A 21,828-nucleotide genomic window follows, 5' to 3' on the forward strand; every position below is an offset into this window, starting at 1 on the left:
GTCAGCTTAGTGCTGACCAATTTCTTCTTTTATTTTGTTTCTTACCACAGGCTCTAAACTCTTTAGTCCCCATTGTTTTCCAATTTCAACAGCATCATCAATTGGCTTTTTTAAAGTGACACCATGATAGAGCGCAACTAGCGCGCCTACACGATTACTACTGGCGCAATGAACTAAAGTAGTATGCTGAGATTGCTGATCCAACAAGTTGTGTAATTTAGTCGCATTTTCTAGGGTGATGTCGGCTTTTGATTGCACTGGAATAGGGTAGTAGTTTAACCCTAATCCTTTAACTACCTCTTGCTCTGACCAACTCGTTTCATTTTCGCCGCGTAAATTAATAATGGTATCAACCCCCAGCGCTTTTAATTTTGCAAAGTCTGATTGGCTCGGTTGACCAGATGTATAAACATGTTCAGATTGGGCATGTAAATTTAAAATATCGAGTTGTATGCTGGTTGCTTGCTCAGCTAGTACTGTAAATGATAATAAGACTATGAACATTGTTTTTATGAGTTTATTGATCATCTTTCTATTCCATTATTGTTTTGTGTAAACGGTTTTACCGCGACTGATAGTGTATAAAATTTGCAGTTTATGTAGGTTTTCTGGCTCAATTTTAAGTGGGTTTTTATCCAAAATGATTAAATCAGCTTGCATCCCCTGTTTTAATTGCCCTTTTGATGCTTCTTCAAAATGTTGATACGCAGGCCAAGTGGTCATTGCTTGCAGTGCAGTATACACAGAGACGCGTTGATCTGGGCCAAGTACTTGGTTAGTGCGTGTTGTGCGATTAACTGTCGCATCGAGAACGCGCATCGCATTTGGTAATGCTACCGGTGCATCGTGATGGGTACTAAACATCAACCCTTGCTCTTTGACCGAATTGGTTGGTGAAATAAAATCAGCACGCGGATGGCCAAGTACCGAATCTACATGCCAATCGCCCCAATAAAAGGTATGCATTGGGAAGAGCGATGGAAAAATACCTAATTCTTTAAGGCGATTTACCTGCTCTTGACGAATTGTTTGACCATGAATCAGCACCGGGCGGCGGTCTTTTTTTCCTAATTTATTGTTGGCATTTTCAACAGCATTTAAAAATTGTTCAATTGCGGCATCTCCATTGGCATGGGTCATAACCTGCCAGCCATTAGCAAAGGCAGTCTCAACATATTCAAATGCTTGTTCATCATTAAAGGTAGGATAACCTAAATAGCCAGCTTCTTGGCCTTCAGGTGCTTTTAAGTATGGGTGAGATAACCAAGCGGTTTTCCCTTGTGGTGAGCCATCAAAGTTAAGTTTTACACCACCAATCCGAAACTGATTTGTGTAGTTTTTACTGTTATAGGGCGAGTCCATAAAACTGCTGCTGGTGGCCATATCGGCATAGGCAACCACATCAATGACGAACTTATCGGCTTTGGATGCTCTTACCATCGAATCGTAGGCTTCTTGAGTTGCTCGGCCTTCTTGTGCTGTGGTGTAGCCGTATTTTGTATAGAGTTTTTGTCCTTCTTGTAGCATTAAATCTTGTAACTCAGGATCAAAAGACTGCATGAGTTTAAACAGTAAACCAAAGTGCGCATTTTCTTCGAGCACCCCATTGGGTTCTTGTGAGTTCGCCATACGACGAATTAGCCCGCCTTTAGGGTTTTCTGAGTTTTCGTCAATGCCCGCCATGGCTAAGGCTTTACTGTTTGCGACACTTAAGTGACCCGAGGTATGAATGATAATGACCGGCTTTTCGGTGCTAACGCGGTCTAAGTCCATTTTAGTCGGGTATCTATCAAGCTCAGCATCATCGTAACCAAATCCTAATATAGCACCGGTTTTTTCGATAAATGTTGTGTAATCAGGGTTAAGCTGTGCGGCTGTAAGAATATTAACGATTTGCTCAACACTGTTGGCATCACCATCAGGGCTCGGTAATAAATTGGCTACCATAGCCTGTAACCCAACACCATAGACATGGCTATGACCATCGACAAAGCCCGGCATTAAGGTTTTACCTTGTAGATCAACTAGCTTTGTTTTGCCAAACATATGCTCAAGTGCTTTACTTTTATCACCAACAAAGATGATTTTGTCGCCTTGCGTTGCAATTGCTTGTGCGTACTTTGGTTCATCACTTGTCATGGTGAGAATATCGCCACCGTAATAAATAGCATCTGCTACGCTAACTTGGAGTGGTAATGTTTTAGCTGTTTGTTCTGGGGCTTTATCACAGGCCGTTAAAGCGAGTAATGAACAGGCAAGTGCGAGGTGATGTTTCATATATCTTCCATGTATATTAGCTAATAATTATGTCGTTGAGTAATATAAGAATATAGTCTGTTTAAAAATTTTTTCTTTTAAAAATGGACTTAAATTTCATTAAAGTATAAGACAATTGCAGCACCATCTAGGCTGCTACCGTTATGGATGTTGATGCCAATACCAAAATTGTTGAACCAAGAGGTCCAGCGCTGTGCATCCCATAAAAAGCCTATACCATACTCATAAAAATGGTCAGTTCCGAATGCAACTCGACTATCACCACCTAAGTCGATACGTTGTCCTTTGATATAAAATGCTTGCTCAAATGGTCCAATCTTAAACATGTTAAACGTTGCTTTAATACCATTTAGTGTTCGCCAAGTTTCAGGGGCTGCATTATGTATACCGTCAGGGTGAGAGAGTGCCCAGCCATAGTAATAATTAAAGTTAAGCTTATATTCGTAATAGCCCCAATATCTAGGCAGGCGATAAATCATGGTTGCATTAGGGTTTAACACCAGTGCATTGCTATTAAGATTGGTGTAAAGGTTATCAGTTAAAGGCTTTAAATTACGCCTAGACTCGGGAGAGTTGTAGTCGTAATCATTGTTGTAATGTAAGTAGTGAGTATTCAAACCAAATTGATATGACCACTTAGAGCCAAGAGCTTTTTCTGCGTTAAAGCCGAGCATTCCGTTATACACAGTTTCAGAAATATAGTCGTCAGCTACATTATCAAACAGCGAAATGAAATCTGACTGATTTAGGTAGCTGATCCGACTTACTACATTAATGTTGTGTTGGTAGATAGGGTTATTTACCTGCCATTTAAGCGGAATGCTGTAGAGTTTTAACTTCTTTCTCAGTGCTATGCTGTCTTCTTCATTGACAGTATTTTGTGGGTTAAATATGGTTTGAGGATCAAAATCACCAAATCCTAAAGTAATGCTGTCACCATCAGTTAAAACCAATGAGGTGGCAAATGCTGATTCAAGTTGTTTCGTTGGATTTGCATCACTGTATGAGCAGTAGATCAAAGCCCATACTGTGCACAGAGTAAAAACCTTTTTAATTCGGTTATTCATCAAAACTTTAAATCTCATATAAAAGCATTGTAAATTCAGTGGCATGAATCTTGTTGTGTTGGTACCTAATTGGTATCCATATCATATAAAACCCCTCCCTCGGAACTAGTAACAAAGGGTGTCGGAATTTTCACAAACTCACCTTGAATCAGAATTTTCTCATTCGAACTCGTAATATTTTAATCTAATGTAAATGGTATGTACAAAGTGGATGTTCGTAATTAACAGTGGATACGTTGCAATTAGATTCAATCTGTTCAAGAGGCCCCACTTTGAATGCTTCATATTTTAATGCTAGTTCAAATGGCTTTGTTTTTAAGCTTGCTACATTCATCCTATTTGCTGGTTCTTTATTTTGCAGTCAACAGGGCAAAGCTGAGCAAACAGGCTGGTTTTTATCAGGACAAATAGGTTCAGCTTCAACAGACCTCAGCAAAAAGAACCTAACGTCATCATTAATTGAACAAGGAGCCTTAATTAACTCTGTGTCGATTAAGGACTCAGATACAGGTTATCAAGCTGCAATTGGTTATAAATTCAATTCGTTCTACTCACTGCAAGTTGGTTATGTAGATTTTGGCGAAAGACATTTCAGCTTTACTGGTGAAGTCAGCGACATAGACAGCTTACACAGTACCATGGAACAAATTTACCCAGAATCAGCAAAGGGGCCGCAAATATCACTTTTAGCATCGTGGCCTGTTACCAAAGAGATATCACTGACTGGTAAGTTGGGGTATTTAGATTGGCAACAAGATTACCAATACCAAATAGACTCTTCACAGCTATTTAATGCAAAACGAAGTGGCAACAGTGTCACCTTTGGCATTGAAGCAAGTATTGCTGTTTTTAAAAGTACTCAAGTTTTTATTAGTTACGACCATGCAGCGCTGGATGCAACTGATGCTTCGATGCTCTCTATTGGCGCAAGATATTACTTCGACTAACTCATTATCGATGTGCGCAAGGGGCGTACATTTTAAATTATCTCAAGGAATAGCTGAGAATCTGAGTAAATCATTTTGATGATATTACTCGCAGCTTGAAGTTTCTACAGGAACACTACGTCATGCTATCAACAATTATCAAATACCTATACCTAATAGCGCTTATTGCGCCTATGTCTATACTGGCTATGCCAATAACAATCATTACACCGAACGAGACTTTCACACTCGATGTTGAGCCAAGTGACAGCATTGATACGGTAAAAGGCCTTGTTGAGCAGCAGACGAGTATTGCGCAAGCTCGGCAGATTATCACCTTTAATGGTCAAACATTAGAAAATGGTCGGTCATTGTCTGATTATAATGTGCAAAAAAATTCAATATTAAATGTAACTAAATCGAATGTAGCGCCTAGCTTGAGTGTTAGCGCCTGGGAATCATTAGGCAGTACTAGGTTTGCTGGGTCATCTAACAGTGGGAACCATTCAAGAATTAGACTGGATGCTAACGATGTGCCATGGGTAATTTTCGCTGATACATCAGAGCATAATGGTAGCGTCATGAAGTTCAATGGCACAGATTGGGAATATGTTGGAAATAAAAATATTGCAAATGGTGACATTTATTACACAGATATCATTTTTGATAGTAATAACACCCCATACATTTCTTTTGCAGATGAAGGTAACTCAGGCAGGTTAAGAGTGTTGAGTTTTAATGGGAGTAATTGGAATGATGTAGGCTCACTTATATCGAGCGGCTTAGGTTTTTACTCTAATTTAGCATTTGATAATAATGGTGTTTTACATGTTGTTTATAATGATAGTAACTTCAGCAATAAAGCTGTTTTAAAAAAGTATAATGGTGCTAATTGGGTAAGGGTGGGTGTTGAAGGGTTTTCACTAGCAAAAGCAGCCTACACTGATCTTGCTTTTGATAGTACAAATACGCCTTACGTTTCATTTAGAGACTTTTCTTTAGATTCCACTAGTGCTTCAGTTATGTCGTTTGATGGCTCATCTTGGGAATATGTCGGCAAAGCCGGTGTTTCAAATGTCGAAGGAAATTACACGAATATAGCAATTGACAGCAAGGACAATATATTATTGAGCACTAAAACCGAAATTAGCCGACTTACAAAGAGACTTTCACTTTATAAATTTGATGGTACAAGCTGGACTATACTCCACGAAGATATCACTGGTGACGCAGTATTTTCTCCCGACTTTGTATTGGGAAAGAACGATATACCCTTTATATTTGTTACAGACTATGGAGTTGATCCAAACAGAGGGAGTGTCGTAACTTATCAAAATAACTCTTGGCAGTTTGTTGGAGCTAGGGGATTTAGCGAAGCTTTCACTGACTTTAATCGTATAGCTCTTGATAGCCAAAACACACCTTATGTTTTTTATGCCGATGGTAATTCATTGGCACAAGGCACGGTAAAAAAATATACTTCAACATCTTTCTCAGATTCTTCTCAATCTATTAATCAAGGGATATCAATAGGAAACCCGTTTCAAGATGTAAAAGTTTCTGATAATGATGATGATAATGTTCTACTTACAATTTCACTTTCGGATACTGTCGCAGGTGACTTTTCAGGTAGTGCTAGTGGAAATGCAGTGTATAGCTATGATGCAAATTCAGGTGTATTAACAATATCTGGAAGTGCCAGTGATGTAAATGCCACTATTGATAACTTAACCTTTTCTCTGGACAGTAACTACATTGGTGAATTTACATTCACCACCGAACTTACTGATGGCACTGAAAGTGTAACGCCTGTCCTTTTAACTTATTCAGTAAATGCAATAAACCAAGCTCCTTCTATTGCGATTAATACAGGACTTTCAATTAATGAAGGCGATTCAAAAGTTATTACTAATAGTTTGTTATCTGCAAAAGATAGTGATGACTCTGGGACAGGGTTAACATATACGCTTAAATCAGTACCTACGAATGGTAGTTTGTTTGTCGATGCTAATGATAATGGTAGTTTAGACTCAGGTGAGGGACTTGCTGTGAATGGCACGTTTACCCAGCAAACACTTGATGATTCAAAGCTTTATTATAAGCATGATGGTAGTGAAACTACGTCAGATAGTTTTAATTTTGACTTAGCTGATGGAGGAGAAGACTCTGTCGAACCAATTACAAATCAAGTCTTTAGTATCACAGTCATCCCAGTTAATGATCTACCCGTCATTGAATCTGAACCTGTTAAAGTTGTGCAAGTTGGTCAGTTATATACATATAAAATTATAGCCACTGATGCAGACAATGATGCGATAACGATTATCGTTTCTTTCGGCGATACATTTCCTAGTTGGCTCTCTTATAGTGCCGTAACGAGAACTATAACAGGTCTCCCAGAACAAACGGATATTGGCACTTACCCTATCACGATTCATGTACTTGAAAATGGAGTTGAAAAACTTAAACAAGAATATTCTTTAAGTGTAACTCGCAAGAACGAGGCGCCTGTTATTACTTCCTCTGCACAGATATGGGCAACTGAAGACACTGAATATTTATATTCAGTTAAGGCAAGTGATGCGGATATAGGTGATACCCTTACATTTAGTGCAATTGGTTTACCTAGTTGGCTAACAATTGATTCAAAAACTGGCGTTTTATCAGGCACACCAACAAATGATGATGTTGGCACGCATTATGTTGCCGTTGTTGTAGCAGATTCTTTAAATGCATCGGACAGACAGGATTTTGTTATTAGTGTTGCTAATGTTAATGATAAACCAACTATCACATCTACTCCTGTCGCAACAGCAACAGAGGGCGAGCTCTATAGTTATAAGTTTACTGCAGTAGATGTTGATCCTGGTGATTCGATCACATACTCAGGTTTAAATCTGCCTTCTTGGTTAACCTTTGATAGTGTCAGCCAAGTCTTAAGTGGTACTCCCACAAACGAAAATGTTGGGAAACATGCGATTACCTTGCTTGCTGTTGATTCAAAGAATGAAGCAAGTACTCAGAAATTTACGCTGACAGTTTTGAATGTTAATGATGCGCCTGTCAGCCAAAATGATACAGCTAGTGTTGATGAAGATAACATTGTTGCGATAAATGTCTTAGAGAATGACACTGATGTCGATAGTCAACTGAACCCTGCTAGTGTGATGGTTGTCACACCCCCAGAGCATGGTAAAACGAGTCTAAATACAGCAACGGGGGTAATTACCTATACCCCGAATAAGGACTACAACGGCAAAGATAGTTTTACTTATACTGTAGAGGATATGGAAGCCAGTCGTTCGAATACTTCAATTGTCTCGATAACTATCAATGCAGTGAATGATGCTCCGATTGCTCTAGGTGATGAGATCACAACAGACGAAGACATGGCGGTCGAAATCGATGTGGTGGCAAACGATAAAGATATTGATAGTAATGATGCAATTGATCTATCAACTCTCGAAGTCGTTACATTGCCTGAAAATGGGGATGCCAAAGTAAGTAATGAACTGATCATATATACACCAAAAGCCAACTTTAGTGGCAGCGATTCGTTTACATATCGTATTGCTGATAAAGCAGGGGCATTTTCTAAAAGTGCCACTGTGCTGATCACTATTGGTGAGATTAATGACGCACCGGTTGCAAGCGCTGATACGTTTGAGTTAAACGAAGATATCCCTACGATACTTTCTATTTTAGATAATGACGTCGATGTTGACAGTGAGTTATTGGTAAAAAATGTAACAGTTACAAAAGATCCAAGTCATGGTGTTTTAAATATTGATAGTGAATCAGGACAAATCACCTACACGCCACAAAGTAACTATTTTGGTAGTGATGGCTTTAGCTATGCGGTTAAAGATGAACAATCTCTTATGTCAAATATTGCACCTGTTAACTTAACTATTAAAAGCATAAACGATGCTCCAATAGCTAACAATGATACAGCCGTGATTTTGGAAGACACACTTCATAATATCAATGTGTTAGGAAACGATTCTGATGTTGATGGTAGTCTAGATGAAAGCAGTATTGAAGTTGTGAACGCCCCACTTCAAGGTATTGCTATCGCGTCTCAGGGAGTTATAAGTTACACACCTAATGCCAATAGCAATGGCGAGGATACGTTTACCTATCGGGTAAAAGATGATCTAGGTGAATGGTCAAACGCAGCACGCGTGTCATTAACGGTCACACCTGTAAATGATGCACCGTTAGCTAACAATGATACTGTGCAAATAAATGAAGATGAATCAATAGTGATAAATGTGATTATCAATGATGATGACGTAGATGGCAGCATTGATGTTTCTTCACTGCAAATCGTGAATTCTCCTTCTTTCGGGCAGGTTGTGAACAATGCAGATGGTACGTTTGCTTATACACCTACTAGTAACTATGTAGGAATCGATTCATTCAGTTATACCCTTTTTGATAACGAAGGTGCTAAATCCAATATTGCTTCAGTGACTATTACCATCTTGCCTGTAAATGATGCGCCTGTTATTGAATCGGCAGCGTTAACTTCTGCGACACAAGATGAGTTTTATAGTTATACATTAGTTATCAATGATGTAGACAGTGCTGATAGCTATAAGTTGAGTGCCCCAGAACTGCCAAGTTGGCTTAATTTTAATCTTGCAACAGGTGAGCTAAGTGGTACACCCACTAATGATGATGTGGGCACTCATGCTGTTACTTTATTAGTAACTGATGCCGAAGGATTAACTGATACACAAACCTTTGTTATCACAGTTGCCGATGTTAACGATGAAGCAACCGGTGGTATTAGTATCAGTGGCGAGGCTAAACAAGGTCAAACCTTGCGTGTTGAGTCAACCATTGAAGACCCTGATGGCGTAGGTGAATTTACCTATCAATGGATGCGCAATGGGGTATTAATTTCAGGTGCAACACTATCGGAGTACATGCTAACCGATGCTGATATCGGCGCGACGATAACGGTTGTAGTAACCTATGTTGATGGCAACGGTAATACTGAGACCTTTACATCGGGTGCAACCAGCCCTGTTATTATTGCAAACACTGCGCCTGTGGCTAACGGTGAACAACTTAGCACAAATGAAGACGAGAGCATCACCTTTACACTCAGCTATTTTGATGAAAATGGCGATGATCTGACATTCAACCTTGTGACACCGGTTAGTAATGGTACGTTAACGATGGATGCTAATAGTTTCACGTACCAGCCTAATGCTGACTTTTACGGTACTGACAGTTTTAGTTATCAAGTATCAGATGGAAAAGTAAGTTCAGAGCTTGCCACCGTTACTATCATAGTAAATCCAGTAAGTGATGCACCTATCTCTGTGCCGGATAGCTTTACGATTAATACTGACTTAAATGAGTTTGTGATTTTAGACGTGCTGGCAAATGATCGTGATGCAGATGGCGATGAGTTAACTATTCTCAATGCTACAGCCAGTGCAGGTGTTGTCCGGATTGTTGATAATAAGCTTGAGTATCTCGCACCTGTTGGAATGATTGGTGAAGTTGTAATCACTTATCAAATTAGAGATAGCAGTGGTGAAATAACCGAAGTGACTTTAGTTGTTTCGTTAGTCTCAACATCACAGAACATTACAATTACAGCGCCAGATGACAGAACAATTGCATCTGAGGGGTTATTCACAAAAGTAAACATGGGAACGGCGATTGCACTTGATTCTTTAGGTAATCCAGTGCGAGTAACAGCTAGCTCTAAAGGATTTTTTGCATCAGGTACCCATACCGTTGTGTGGACTGCTGGTGAAGGCAGTGACCAAGTCTCGGCAACTCAGCTGATCCATGTTGTACCCCAAGTCAACTTTAGTAAAGACCAAACAGCTACAGAAGGGACAACAGTGACGATTAAAGCCATTCTCAATGGTGATGCAGTAAGTTACCCTGTTATTGTTCCATACTCAGTGTCAGGCGATGCAACACAAGGGCTTGACCATGACTTAGTGGATGGAGAGTTTGTCTTTAACGAAGGACAGCGAGAGGCGCAACTTATTGTAAATTTAGCACAAGATGAGTTTGAAGAAGGCAGCGAAACAGTCGTAGTTAGCCTGTCTGATCCACAAAGTGCTGTAATTGGTCCTTTAGGTACACATACATTGACTATTGCAGAGGGTAATGTCGCACCAAGCGTACAATTATTTGCAAGTCAAAACGGCCTTACTACACGAATAATAGATAAGCATGCTGGTGAAGTGACGATTAGTGCATTAGTGATCGATGCAAACTTAGCTGATACCCATACTTATGATTGGAGTGTGTCGAGCGACAGTATTGTAGATATCGATCAGATTGACGATCAATTTAGCTTTGACCCTAGCAATGTGGAAAATGGTACTTATCAATTTACCATTGTTGCCAGTGATGGTGATAAAACAGGCTCAATGAAATTAGAATTAACAATTTTAGAGTCTGCACCTTTACTCACTTCAGAAGATACCGATTTTGACGGCATTAGTGACCTACAAGAAGGTTATGGTGACAGTGATAATGACGGTATTCCTGATTATATCGATTCAGTCTCTTTGGCGAAAAATGTGTTGCAAGAGAAGTTCAACGAAAGTGAGTTTTTCTTAATGGAAACAGAGCCAGGCTTGCAGCTTAGCCTAGGACATGTTGCCTTTGTTGCACATGGTACGCAAACGGGGATTACTGGAGAAGAAGTTGAGCAATTCGCAAGTAACAGTCAAAACAACGTTGTTGATGCAAGCTTTAACTATGAAAATGGTGTATTTGACTTCAATGTGACTGATATACCAGTGCCAGGGCAATCTGTGAGTATTGTTATGGCGCAATTTTCTCCGGTTCCGAGCAATGCGGTTTATCGCAAGTTGATGCCTACAGGTTGGACTGAGTTTGTCGTAGATAGTAAGAATAGTATCGCTTCAGCACCGGGTGTTGAGGGGTTCTGCCCACCACCTCGTGATGCACAATATGAAGAAGGCTTAAAAGAAGGCTACTGGTGTGTGCAATTGACTATCGAAGATGGTGGTCCTAATGATGCGGATGGACTAGTCAATCGTGCAATCGAAGACCCAAGTGGTTTAGCAACGTTAGCCGGCACAAATACTAAACCTGATGCGCAAAACGATACTGTAATGGTTAAACGTAATACAGCTGCTTATCTTGATGTGTTATCAAATGATAGTGATGCTGATGGTGACTCATTGACCTTAACATCTGCCTCAGTTGATATTGGCCAAGTTAGTATTGCTAATAATCAATTGTATTTCACTCCACAAGCAGAGCATCTAGGAACGGCAAGCATTACCTATGGAATCTCTGATGGTCAAGGTGGTTCAAGCTACGCTAAGGTAAATGTTGATGTTGTTGAAAATGAAGCACCAAGTATTTCTCTCATCGTGGATGTAAGCACTGAGGATCAAAACCCAGTAACTGTAGACGTTTTAGCAAATGTGTCAGATGAAGATAATAATTCATTCATTATTATTTTCGCATCGGCAAATAATGGTACGGTCATTATCAATGCTGATAACACCTTAACCTATACACCAAACGTTGGTTTTGAAGGGATCGATACGGTGACATTTACAGTATCAGACGGTGATGGTGGTACTGTTGAGGGGCAATTTAATGTTTTAGTGAACTCTAAAAAACGGGTAACTGTTGAGAGTAAAACACGTGGAGGTTCATTACCTCTAGGTTTAATTGTTTATCTCTTCTTATATACGCTTTATAGACGTTACTCGCAAAAAGTACGCCGTTAAAAAATAAAAAAGCCAAGCATTAGCTTGGCTTTTTTCATCTCTTTGATGAGATTAAGGCTGATAGTAAATCGGTGATTCAGGGCCAACAGGGAAGCCCAGAACAAATACCCATAAGTAGAATAACGCCACCCAACCAACAAAGAAGATCATACTGTATGGAAGCATGGTCGCAACCAATGTACCAATACCCATGTCTTTCTTATACTTAGTTGCAACAGCCAGTATTAAACCAAAATAGCTCATCATTGGTGTAATAAGGTTAGTAACCGAGTCACCAATTCGATACGCCGCTTGAATAGTTTCTGGCGCGTAGCCAATTAGCATTAACATTGGCACGAAGATAGGTGCAGTAACAGCCCACTGCGCTGAAGAAGATCCCAAACTTAAGTTTACCAATGCACACATTAAAATGAATAGCACAAATACTTCTGGGCCAGTTAGGTTTAATGCTTGTAACAGAGCGGCGCCGTTAATGGCTAAAATTGTGCCTAGGTTGGTCCATTTAAAGAAAGCAACGAACTGTGCTGCAAAGAAAACCAGCACAATGTACATACCCATCGAGCTCATGCTTTTACTCATGGCATCGATGACATCTTTATCGTTTTTCATCGTGCCAACAACGCGGCCGTAAACAAAACCCGGAATACCGAAAGTTACAAATATAAAGACCACAATGCCTTTTAAAAATGGCGAGTGTGCAACAAGGCCTGTTTCTGGATTACGCAAAATGCCGTCTTCAGGAACAATTGTCCATGCAAGTAATAATGAAACCACTAACAGTGAAACACCCGCCCACTTAAGGCCTGACTTTTCTTTATCGGTTAAACCTGCAATGTCATTTTTTGGCAAATCATTACTTGCTTCATCAGGGTTGTACTTACCAAGGCGTGGCTCGACGATTTTTTCAGTAACGAAAGTGCCTAAAATGGCAATTAAAAATACAGAGATCATCATGAAATACCAGTTTGCTTCAGCGCCAACTTGGTAATTTGGATCAATCATTTGTGCTGCAGGTGTAGTAATACCAGCAAGAAGAGGGTCAATGGTGCCTAGCAATAGGTTGGCACTGTAACCGCCTGAAACACCTGCAAATGCTGCAGCAAGGCCCGCAAGTGGGTGGCGACCAAGGCTGTGGAATATCATGGCTGCTAGTGGAATCAGTACGACATAACCAAGCTCTGATGCTGTATTTGATAAAATCGCAGCAAATACCACCATGAAAGTAACTAGGCGTTTAGACGCGCCCATTACCATGCCTCGCATAGCTGCAGAAAGTAAACCTGAGTGCTCTGCAACACTCACACCTAATAAAGCAACCAGTACTGTGCCAAGTGGTGCAAAGCTTGTAAAGTTTGTAACAAGGCCAGTGACGATACGCTGCAGGCCTTCGGCACTGAGCAGGCTGACAACTTCAATAACACCATCGGGGTCGCGTCCAGCAGCGCCTTCTGGGCGTGGGTCGATGGCACTTAAACCATACCAATCGGCAATGCCACTAAATACAATAATGGCAACACAAAACATTGCAAATAATGTGATCGGGTGGGGGAGCATATTACCCAAAAATTCAACGGTGGCTAAAAATCGGTTAAACAACCCATTATTGCCACCCTCATGGGTGTTGTGAGAGTTTATAGTTTTTGACATGTCCAGTTCTCGTTATTTCAAAATGGCGCTAACCTAGCATTTTTTACCGGACAGATCATGTTTTAGCGGTGGGAAATCTAATAGGTACGTTCCAATACGCCCTTGTATAGCAAGGGATAGCGGCGCAAACGCTTACCAATGTAATCATCGGCTAAAATTTGCGCACAGATTTGGTCTACATCATTCGTTGCTTCAAACACCCAATCAAAACGCTCAATAGCAAGTAAAAAACCTCGTTTAAGAAACTGTTGCTCACGATAATAGCTAAGATTGTCGCGAATAATATCTAGCTTACTTGGGTCATTTTTTAATTCATTAATAACCTGATTGATAAATGCAACTTGCTGCTTGGATTCAGCTTTTACCCGTCGTTTCATTACTTATTTATAGTTCCTGCTCTGCGATATAAAGCACTTTCTTCATAAAGTCTTCTTTGTTTTTTTCGTGTTGATAGTCAAGGTGATAGGTATTATGAAAACCAAAGCGAAGTAATACACCACTGCCTTTTAGATAGACTGTATATCCATCGATATCAGAAAAAGCGCAAATACCTTCGTAAAGCTTTCCATCTTCATGGTCTTCACCATGTTGAATGATTTTTTCATACACAGATAGAATTAATTTACCGTCTAGTTCATTTTTCATGATGACTCCTTTTTAATGTAGTACGTTTCATATCTATAAAAAGTTTAGTGCTATTTTTAATGTTTTGAGTGTTTCTATGGCTTAGTTTGCGATAAATCATTAAATCTGCATTTAGCCAGCAGATGTCGAAAATTTACAATATTTTGTCTTACCTTAAACTTAAAATTGGTTTTATTTGAGGGACGCACAATGAGTTATAAATTAATACTACTGATACTACTAACAGGCTTGTTGCTTGTAAGCCAAAGCATATCAGCAAATACAGCCCCCCTTGTTTTAGAAAATGAAACAGGGAAAATAGTCAAACTTGAAAGCTACTTAGGAAAAAAACCAGTTTACTTAAAGTTTTGGGCTACTTGGTGCAAGCCATGTATGGAGCAGATGCCGCATTTTCAGCATGCTTACGAACAGTATGGCGATAAAATTCAATTTGTAGCAATTAATATCGACCTCAATGATGATGCACACGCTGTTGCTAAGGTTAAAGAGCGTTTTTCACTTAGCATGCCATTATTTACCGATCATACAGGCCGGGTTGCTAAACATTATGAATTTATGGGCACTCCTTTTCATGTGTTAATTGATAGCGATGAAAAGGTTATTTTTCAAGGCCACGAAGCTGATAAACCGCTTGATAACACGTTACGTTTGTTGTCACACAATGGCAAAGTTGAAAAAGCGCGATTACTAGGTGAAAAGCAAGGTAAAGCGGCTCCTTTGGTTATTCCGAATAAAGGCAAAAAAGCAGTGCTATTCACCGCAACATGGTGCGACTGGTACTTAGCTGACACTCGTCCTGCAATGGCAAAGCAGTGTGAATTAGCGCAGCAACATGTTAATCAGTTGGCAAAGCAAGGAATTGATGTCGAGGTTAAAGTGAGTCAGTTATGGACAGATCAAAGTGCAGTGCAAGAATATGTTGATAAATTCTCTGTAACCATGCCAGTTTCAATCGATTATGGAAATGAGTTATTTATCGAAAATGGCATTAATTCGGTACCAAGTTTACTTCTTTACAACGATGGAAAAATAGTCTCAACACAGGCTAAATTTTAATAAAAACCGTGTGATTTTGCTTTGTAATTATGCAAATTTAGCCTATGCTCAAGGCTCATTACACAGTGAGCCTAGAGCATGATAGATAAGGCATTATTAGCAAAAACACGCGAGTTATCTGACCGATTAATCGCACTGCAAACACCCATTCGTATCCTTGATGCGATCAACTGGGATAAACAAATCAAAGAAGAGTTTTTTAAGCATAAATGCCAGAAAAACCCAACAGTTGATCAAGCATATTACCAACAGCGTGACCTTGGTTTTGTACCAAGCGAACTGCGCCGTGCGTTTTCTGATTTAAATCGCGATATCATCAGCCAATTAGGGCAACTGAACCCGATTGCGCAATACATGAGCAAGATGTGTACTGAATATAAAACCGTACTTAGTATGATTGAGTATCGTGGTACCCCTGAATTTCATGATCTGTCTGTAGAGCTGTTCGGTCATCCTAAAGATTTATTCCATGCTGGAGAGCCGTCACTTTCAGAGCTTGCAACTATGCTTGAGCAGCCACTAAAGAGTATGCTTGATGCCGATATCTTGCCTGATGATCCAAAAAATATCGATGCAGAAGATGCGGTGAAAATTCTAGCAGCTCAAGTGTCTCAAACGATGCCAGGCATTGATGTTGAGGTCATTCTGAGTGATGGTATCGTCAGTGATGCCGCAGCTGGTGCAAATAATATTAAACTTAATCAAGATGTTAAGTTCTCTCAGCGTGAGCTTGATATTCTTGAAGTGCATGAAGGCTGGATCCATGTGGGTACGACGCAAAACGGTCTTGCTCAGCCATATTTAACCTGTTTAAGTAAAGGCACACCGAGCTCTACCGTCACCCAAGAAGGCCTTGCGGTGTTGACCGAAATTATTACCTTAAAGTCGACGCCACGACGTTTAGCAAAGTTAGTTAATCGTATTCAAGGTATTACCAAGGTCATTGATGGCGCTGAGTTCGTTGATATTTATCGTGACTATGTAGCGCAAGGTTTGAGTAAAGACGACAGCTATACACTCACACAACGAGTGTTTAGAGGCAGTACAGCAACAGGCTTACCTTTTACCAAAGATATCGCCTATATCAAAGGTTTCGTGTTGGTGTATAACCTTATACGAGTTGCCATTCAGTTAGGTCGAATTGATCAATTGCACTTGTTATTGGTTGGTAAAATTTCAATTGATGATTTCAGACTGATATCACAATTACATGATTTAGGTGTGATTGAAGACCCTAAGTTTATTCCGCCACACTTTAAAGACTTACGAGGCCTAGCAACATGGCTAAGCTTTGGCCGTTTTATTGGTAACTTGTCGTTTGAGCAATTAGAAAACGATTACAAACCACTCTTTATTTAAGACCCAACCGCAATAATACTTAATTAAGCGAATTGGTATAAAAAAATGCAGCTGGAATGAGCAGCTGCATTTTAAGAGTTAAAGCATGTTGCCTTACATGCTTTTAGTCGAGGAAACGATTAACCGGTGAGTGCGTCAACCTGCACTACATCATTCAGTACGATAACTCCTGCACGTTTGAAGAAGTTAAAATCTGTTGCGGTTGCTAATGTGTAAGCACCCATCATACGGCTGATGATTAAATCACCATTGTTTAATTTTGGTAGCATGATTGACTCACTCACTACGTCGATGCTATCGCAAGTTGGGCCTGCTAATACTGACTCTACGCGATCGCTTGATTGCTTTAACGAGTCGATAGGGTATGAGGCTTCATCGAACAATAAACCACTAAATGAGCCGTAAATACCATCATCCAAGTAATACCAAGGTTTGCCATCACGTACCGCTTGACCCATTACTGATGCAACACTGGTTACAGCACTAGCGACAATAAAACGACCCGGTTCAGCAATCACGCGCACTGTCTCGGGTAACTGCGCTAAGGCATCATTAATCGGCGCACAAAATTCATCAATTGGCAGCACGTCTTTGTGATATGGCACTGGGAAACCACCGCCGATATCAAGCGTGCTAAGCGCAGGTAATCCTAATGCGGCTACATCGTTAATCACTTGGTTACATGCAGCAATGGCAGTGACATATTTAGTTGGACTCGCTGTTTGTGAACCAACATGGAACGACAGCCCTTTGATACGAATACCTAATTGTTGCGCGTAGCTAATGATTTCAATGGCCATTGCTGGGCTACAACCAAATTTTTTCGATAAATCAGCGAATGCTTCCGCATTACGAAAACTTAAGCGAACAAGTAACTCAACTTGGTCTTTGTATGCAATGAACTTTTCTAATTCATTGATGTTATCAACCACAAACACATTACAACCGTATTCAAGTGCATCACGGATATCACGATCACGTTTGATAGGGTGCGTGTGAATAGTACGATCACTTGGTACGCCTTGGCTGGCGACTAAGTCTACTTCACCGCTGGTTGCTAAATCAAAGCTGGCACCTTCCTCTAAAAGCGTACGAACAACCGCAGGATGAGGCAATGGCTTTAATGCAAAGTGTAAAACAACGCCAGGTAAAGCACGGCTTAATGCACGGTATTGATGACGAACAGATTCACAATCTAGCACCATTAATGGCGCGCCATGTTGTGCAACAAGTTGCTCAATAAATTGGTTTGATGGTTGTGCAATTGATTCATTTGCAGCAACCGACGCTGCAGGTACTTTGATTGTTAAGTCTTGTGTAAGGGTTGAAATAGCCATTTTACTCTCCGGCAATTAAGCAACTGCCCGGAAAAAAATGGAAGTCCGAGTCAGTTGAGTGTTATTAAGCGCACAGTATGTTCTGTGCAATCAAATACACTCTTGGATAGTTGCTCTATCGCCTTGCTACAAACAGTGTTTGTAATGTACTCGGATTGGCTATCATCAAGAAGCGGCGTGATAATAGATCTGCTTTTTTATTTGCGCAATAAAAAATTTCAAAAACAGAAATATATTTTTAACCTGTTGATTTTTAATTAATTATAACGATTTAAATTTTTGATACTCTAGAGAAACAGATTTTATTAAACGAAAAAAAATCCCCAAAAAAGGGGATTTTATAATTATTGGTTTAGCTAACAAGCCGTTACTTATCGAGCATTGGTGCTCTCAAAAATTTTGTCGGCAGATGCTGCTACAAAGCCTGTGTAAAGCTCGCCATCTGGTTTTGCATAACGTAGTGCGAACTCATAAAAACAGCTTGGTACAGCCATTTTGCCATCGCTGAATTCCACTTCGCTGTCATCAGCAAGGGTTGAAGATTGCTCAAGCAATACCTCAGGCGAACCTTTGATTTCGCCGCCTGATGTATTCAATGCAAACCCAGCATCTTTAAGTGCTTGGTTAACACTTTCGATATCATCGAATTTTGCTAATTCATTGATGCTCACAGTAAAGTGATTAGCACGGTAACCCCACGCCGACATCCACGCTGCATATTCGCTTTCTGCTAACAGCTTTTTGTAAGTGTCTGAACTTACTTGCCAGTGCGTTCCAGAGTAAAGGAAGTTATCAGCTGTTACTGCACTTTCGTCAATCTGATCAACCATGTCGTTCACAATAGCTTGTAATTCTTCTGAGCATTGCTCAACAAGTAATTCAGAGATAAAAACTTTAGGTTGTTTAGGATCTGAATGTTCAAAATGCTTAGCGTATAGTTTTTTCGCTTCGAAATGATACTCGCCGCATTCTTTGTAGCCAACAGCTAAAAAGTGCGCAGCTAGTTTTTCTAAACCGATTTTTTCGTGATTAAAAGTACGTAGAGCGATGTGATCGTTAATCACGTCATCTTTTTGTGTAGAGCCTAGTAGCTCGTGTACTTTTACCGCCGAAGGCGTAACTGATAAATAGTTTTCCCATAGATTTTCAAATAGGGCGTTTACATCTGTGTGCATGTTTAATTCCTTCAATTAAGGCGGCAAGGCCGCCAATCAATTATTCAATAATTAAGCCCGGCGCAAGGGTCTGTGGTAAGTTAACTTTATCGGCTTCAACAGAAGCAACAGGGTATGCACAGTAGTCAGCAGCATAATACGCGCTTGCTCTGTGGTTACCACTGGCACCAATACCACCAAACGGTGCAGCGCTTGATGCGCCTGTAATTGGTCGGTTCCAGTTAACGATACCGGCACGAATACGTTTTAAGAAATGCTGGTAGTCGTTGCTATCATCACTTAATAAACCTGCAGATAAACCAAACGAGGTGTTATTTGCTTCATTAATCGCGCTATCAAAATCTGTATAACGATATACCTTGATAAGAGGACCAAAATGCTCTTCATCTGGCATATCTTTGACAGCAGTAACATCAATAATACCTGGGCTTACAAAACCTGTGCCCGGCTCGAGATGCTTAAGCTCAACAAGAGAGGTCGCTCCCATATCAAGTAACTGCTGCTGAGCTGCAACCATACCTAGTGCTGCTTTTTCGCTGATCATTGCACCCATAAATGGTTGCTCTTCGCTGAAGCTGTCTGCCACTTTGATGTTTTTTGTTGCAGCAATTAATTTTTCTAAAATTGCATCACCATTTGCTGAGTTCTCAATAAATAAACGACGAGAACAGGTACAACGTTGGCCTGACGTAATGAAACCAGACTGAATAATGTCGTGAACAGCGGCACTTACATCTGCGACATCTTTTACGATCAGTGGGTTATTACCACCCATTTCTAGCGCTAAGATTTTACCTGGATGACCTGCAAATTGCTTATGTAATAGGTGACCTGTATTTGAGCTACCCGTAAAGAATAAGCCATCAATATCTTGGTGAGATGCAAGAGCAATACCTGTGTCTACTTCACCTTGAACAAGGTTAATGACACCGGCTGGTAAGCCTGCTTTTAGCCAAAGCTTTAAAGTGAACTCAGCAACATGAGGCGTCAGTTCTGATGGCTTAAATACAACTGTATTACCCGCTAAAATAGCAGGAACAATATGGCCATTTGGTAAATGACCTGGGAAGTTGTATGGGCCAAACACCGCAACAACACCATGTGGCTTGTGACGAATAAACGCTTTAGCACCCGGCATTGGGTTTTCTGTCGTACCCGTGCGCTCATGATATGCCTTAATAGAGATAGCAATCTTACCCGTCATTGCACCTACTTCAGTACGTGTTTCCCAAAGTGGTTTTCCTGTTTCACGGGCGATAATAGTCGCAAACTCTTCGCTGTTTTCTTTAAGCTCGGCTGCAAAGTTTTCAAGAATAACAATACGATCTTCAAGGCTCATATCAGCCCAGCCAAGCTGCGCATTGCGGGCTGCTTTAATTGCATCAGCTACTTGTTCAGCGGTGGCGGTTTTACCTTGCCAAACAACCTCCCCATTACTTGGGTTGATTGAACTAAAATCATGACCAAGGCCAGCTTGCCATTGGTTATCTATAAGTTGAGTTGTTACACTCATTTTAAACTCCTTAAGTGGTTACAGACGGAAGAAACGTGCTGCATCCCCTTGTTTTAATTTAAGTGCTTCTGCCACTTCTTGGCTGACGATTAAGGTGTGCTTAGCGTGATTGTAATGAGCATGTTTAGTAAAAGTGGCTCTAAAGTCATTCACGCCTTGATTACAAATTGCCAGTGTGTCTGAGCATTTCTCATTGATATGATCAAGTTCACCTATAGTAATAGGGCATACTTGTGACTCTCGAACACTGCGAATATTACCAAGTTTTGCCTCTACAGTTGGTCCTGCATCGAATAGGTCGACGTAACCACGATGCTCAAACCCTTCTTTTTCTAAAAGTTTTAGTGCAGGTTTGGTTTTTTCATGAACTTGACCAATGACAGCTTGTGCTTTTTTGCTAAGCAGGTTGGCATAGATAGGGTACTTAGGCATTAACTCACTGATAAACACTTTATCGCCAAGGCCAACTAAGTGATCAGCTTGTGGAAATTCAATGCTAAAAAAGTGTTCTTGTAGCCATTGCCAAAAAGGTGAGTGACCGTCTTCATCACTAACACCTCGCATTTCTGCAATGATGGTATCGGCAAAACGCTCACTATGTTGCGCCATAAACAAAAAACGTGAACGTGATAAAAAGCGACCAGTTAAGCCTTTTCTGTTTTGCTCACGCAAAAACAATGTACAAATCTCAGAACAACCGGTGTAATCATTACACATGCTCAAGATATCGACAGTATTATAAACATTTAGTGTAGGGGAGTGATGAACGGTTTTTCCTAAGTGATAATGATACAAAGGAACCGACATACCCACTGCGGCTTCGATAGCTGTAGTGCCAATAACGTCGCCGGTCTTGCTGTCTTCTAGTACAAATAAGTAGGTTTCGTCTTGTGGTTTATTTATATCTTTAGCAAAACTGCGTTCTGCGCGTTCGATTTTTTGTTGTAATAAATTATCATCGACTGGCAGTGAGGTAAAACCATGGCCTGACTCGATAGCAATTTGTTTCAACGCAGCAAAATCATTTGCTGTGATAGGACGTAATACTTGCATTAATTGCACTCCAATGGCG

At 40.3% G+C, this 21,828-nt stretch carries 14 protein-coding genes; 4 read left to right on the forward strand and 10 right to left on the reverse strand.

Annotation, left to right across the window (positions count from 1 at the left end):
• Positions 1 to 6: 6 nt before the first annotated feature.
• The 3 genes from E5N72_RS17110 to E5N72_RS17120 form a co-directional block, all read right to left on the reverse strand.
• Positions 7 to 528 (reverse strand): protein tyrosine phosphatase family protein, encoded by a 522-nt coding sequence (locus E5N72_RS17110; RefSeq protein ID WP_135926337.1) that lies wholly within the window; start codon positions 526 to 528, stop codon positions 7 to 9.
• A 12-nt stretch (positions 529 to 540) separates the two neighbouring features.
• Positions 541 to 2,277 carry an amidohydrolase gene (locus E5N72_RS17115; RefSeq protein WP_135926338.1) on the reverse strand — a complete coding sequence of 579 codons (1,737 nt, stop codon included), beginning with the start codon at positions 2,275 to 2,277 and terminating at the stop codon, positions 541 to 543.
• An 89-nt stretch (positions 2,278 to 2,366) separates the two neighbouring features.
• Positions 2,367 to 3,362 (reverse strand): Solitary outer membrane autotransporter beta-barrel domain, encoded by a 996-nt coding sequence (locus E5N72_RS17120; protein WP_168246758.1) that lies wholly within the window; start codon positions 3,360 to 3,362, stop codon positions 2,367 to 2,369.
• Between the two features lie 254 nt (positions 3,363 to 3,616).
• Here E5N72_RS17120 and E5N72_RS17125 point away from each other — a divergent pair, with 254 nt between their 5' ends.
• A complete protein-coding gene (locus E5N72_RS17125) occupies positions 3,617 to 4,291 on the forward strand; it encodes an outer membrane beta-barrel protein (RefSeq protein WP_168246759.1) in 675 nt (224 codons plus the stop codon).
• Between the two features lie 122 nt (positions 4,292 to 4,413).
• The gene (locus tag E5N72_RS17130; protein WP_135926341.1) at positions 4,414 to 12,024 is read left to right on the forward strand and encodes an Ig-like domain-containing protein; all 7,611 of its coding nucleotides are present in this window, start codon (positions 4,414 to 4,416) and stop codon (positions 12,022 to 12,024) included.
• Between the two features lie 51 nt (positions 12,025 to 12,075).
• Here E5N72_RS17130 and E5N72_RS17135 read toward each other — a convergent pair whose 3' ends face one another.
• From E5N72_RS17135 to E5N72_RS17145, 3 genes are all read right to left on the reverse strand, one after another.
• On the reverse strand, positions 12,076 to 13,671 hold the full coding sequence (locus E5N72_RS17135) for an AbgT family transporter (protein WP_135926342.1): 1,596 nt from the start codon (positions 13,669 to 13,671) through the stop codon (positions 12,076 to 12,078).
• Between the two features lie 77 nt (positions 13,672 to 13,748).
• Positions 13,749 to 14,048, reverse strand: coding sequence for a hypothetical protein (locus tag E5N72_RS17140; RefSeq protein ID WP_135926343.1), 300 nt, complete (start codon positions 14,046 to 14,048; stop codon positions 13,749 to 13,751).
• 7 nt (positions 14,049 to 14,055) lie between these two features.
• A complete protein-coding gene (locus tag E5N72_RS17145; protein WP_135926344.1) occupies positions 14,056 to 14,316 on the reverse strand; it encodes a DUF3081 domain-containing protein in 261 nt (86 codons plus the stop codon).
• Positions 14,317 to 14,505: 189 nt separating this feature from the next.
• Here E5N72_RS17145 and E5N72_RS17150 point away from each other — a divergent pair, with 189 nt between their 5' ends.
• Together E5N72_RS17150 and E5N72_RS17155 are read left to right on the forward strand one after the other, a co-directional pair.
• Positions 14,506 to 15,372: a redoxin domain-containing protein gene (locus E5N72_RS17150; protein ID WP_135926345.1), complete on the forward strand. Its 867-nt coding sequence runs from the start codon at positions 14,506 to 14,508 to the stop codon at positions 15,370 to 15,372.
• A 78-nt stretch (positions 15,373 to 15,450) separates the two neighbouring features.
• Positions 15,451 to 16,731 (forward strand): flavohemoglobin expression-modulating QEGLA motif protein, encoded by a 1,281-nt coding sequence (locus E5N72_RS17155; protein WP_135926346.1) that lies wholly within the window; start codon positions 15,451 to 15,453, stop codon positions 16,729 to 16,731.
• 119 nt (positions 16,732 to 16,850) lie between these two features.
• On the opposite strand, the gene E5N72_RS17160 is transcribed toward E5N72_RS17155, so the two are convergent.
• From E5N72_RS17160 to astA, 4 genes are all read right to left on the reverse strand, one after another.
• A complete protein-coding gene (locus E5N72_RS17160; protein ID WP_135926347.1) occupies positions 16,851 to 18,068 on the reverse strand; it encodes a type III PLP-dependent enzyme in 1,218 nt (405 codons plus the stop codon).
• 371 nt (positions 18,069 to 18,439) lie between these two features.
• On the reverse strand, positions 18,440 to 19,243 hold the full coding sequence (locus E5N72_RS17165) for a DUF1338 domain-containing protein (RefSeq protein ID WP_135926348.1): 804 nt from the start codon (positions 19,241 to 19,243) through the stop codon (positions 18,440 to 18,442).
• A gap of 40 nt (positions 19,244 to 19,283) precedes the next feature.
• Entirely contained in the window at positions 19,284 to 20,756 is a 1,473-nt protein-coding gene (gene astD / locus E5N72_RS17170) for a succinylglutamate-semialdehyde dehydrogenase (RefSeq protein WP_135926349.1), read from the reverse strand.
• Positions 20,757 to 20,774: 18 nt separating this feature from the next.
• Positions 20,775 to 21,809, reverse strand: a complete 1,035-nt coding sequence (gene astA, locus E5N72_RS17175) for an arginine N-succinyltransferase (RefSeq protein ID WP_135926350.1) — start codon at positions 21,807 to 21,809, stop codon at positions 20,775 to 20,777.
• Positions 21,810 to 21,828: the final 19 nt, after the last annotated feature.

The organism is Pseudoalteromonas sp. MEBiC 03607 (assembly GCF_004792295.1).
In the GTDB taxonomy this organism is placed as follows: domain Bacteria; phylum Pseudomonadota; class Gammaproteobacteria; order Enterobacterales; family Alteromonadaceae; genus Pseudoalteromonas; species Pseudoalteromonas lipolytica_C.

Excerpts from the sequence above, each read along its gene's own strand:
- E5N72_RS17110 (WP_135926337.1), bottom strand. The coding sequence starts at position 528 with ATGATCAATAAACTCATAAAAACAATGTTCATAGTCTTATTATCATTT.
- E5N72_RS17115 (WP_135926338.1), bottom strand. The coding sequence starts at position 2,277 with ATGAAACATCACCTCGCACTTGCCTGTTCATTACTCGCTTTAACGGCC.
- E5N72_RS17120 (WP_168246758.1), bottom strand. The coding sequence starts at position 3,362 with ATGAGATTTAAAGTTTTGATGAATAACCGAATTAAAAAGGTTTTTACT.
- E5N72_RS17130 (WP_135926341.1), top strand. The coding sequence starts at position 4,414 with ATGCTATCAACAATTATCAAATACCTATACCTAATAGCGCTTATTGCG.
- E5N72_RS17135 (WP_135926342.1), bottom strand. The coding sequence starts at position 13,671 with ATGTCAAAAACTATAAACTCTCACAACACCCATGAGGGTGGCAATAAT.
- E5N72_RS17140 (WP_135926343.1), bottom strand. The coding sequence starts at position 14,048 with ATGAAACGACGGGTAAAAGCTGAATCCAAGCAGCAAGTTGCATTTATC.
- E5N72_RS17145 (WP_135926344.1), bottom strand. The coding sequence starts at position 14,316 with ATGAAAAATGAACTAGACGGTAAATTAATTCTATCTGTGTATGAAAAA.
- E5N72_RS17150 (WP_135926345.1), top strand. The coding sequence starts at position 14,506 with ATGAGTTATAAATTAATACTACTGATACTACTAACAGGCTTGTTGCTT.
- E5N72_RS17155 (WP_135926346.1), top strand. The coding sequence starts at position 15,451 with ATGATAGATAAGGCATTATTAGCAAAAACACGCGAGTTATCTGACCGA.
- E5N72_RS17160 (WP_135926347.1), bottom strand. The coding sequence starts at position 18,068 with ATGGCTATTTCAACCCTTACACAAGACTTAACAATCAAAGTACCTGCA.
- E5N72_RS17165 (WP_135926348.1), bottom strand. The coding sequence starts at position 19,243 with ATGCACACAGATGTAAACGCCCTATTTGAAAATCTATGGGAAAACTAT.
- astD (WP_135926349.1), bottom strand. The coding sequence starts at position 20,756 with ATGAGTGTAACAACTCAACTTATAGATAACCAATGGCAAGCTGGCCTT.
- astA (WP_135926350.1), bottom strand. The coding sequence starts at position 21,809 with ATGCAAGTATTACGTCCTATCACAGCAAATGATTTTGCTGCGTTGAAA.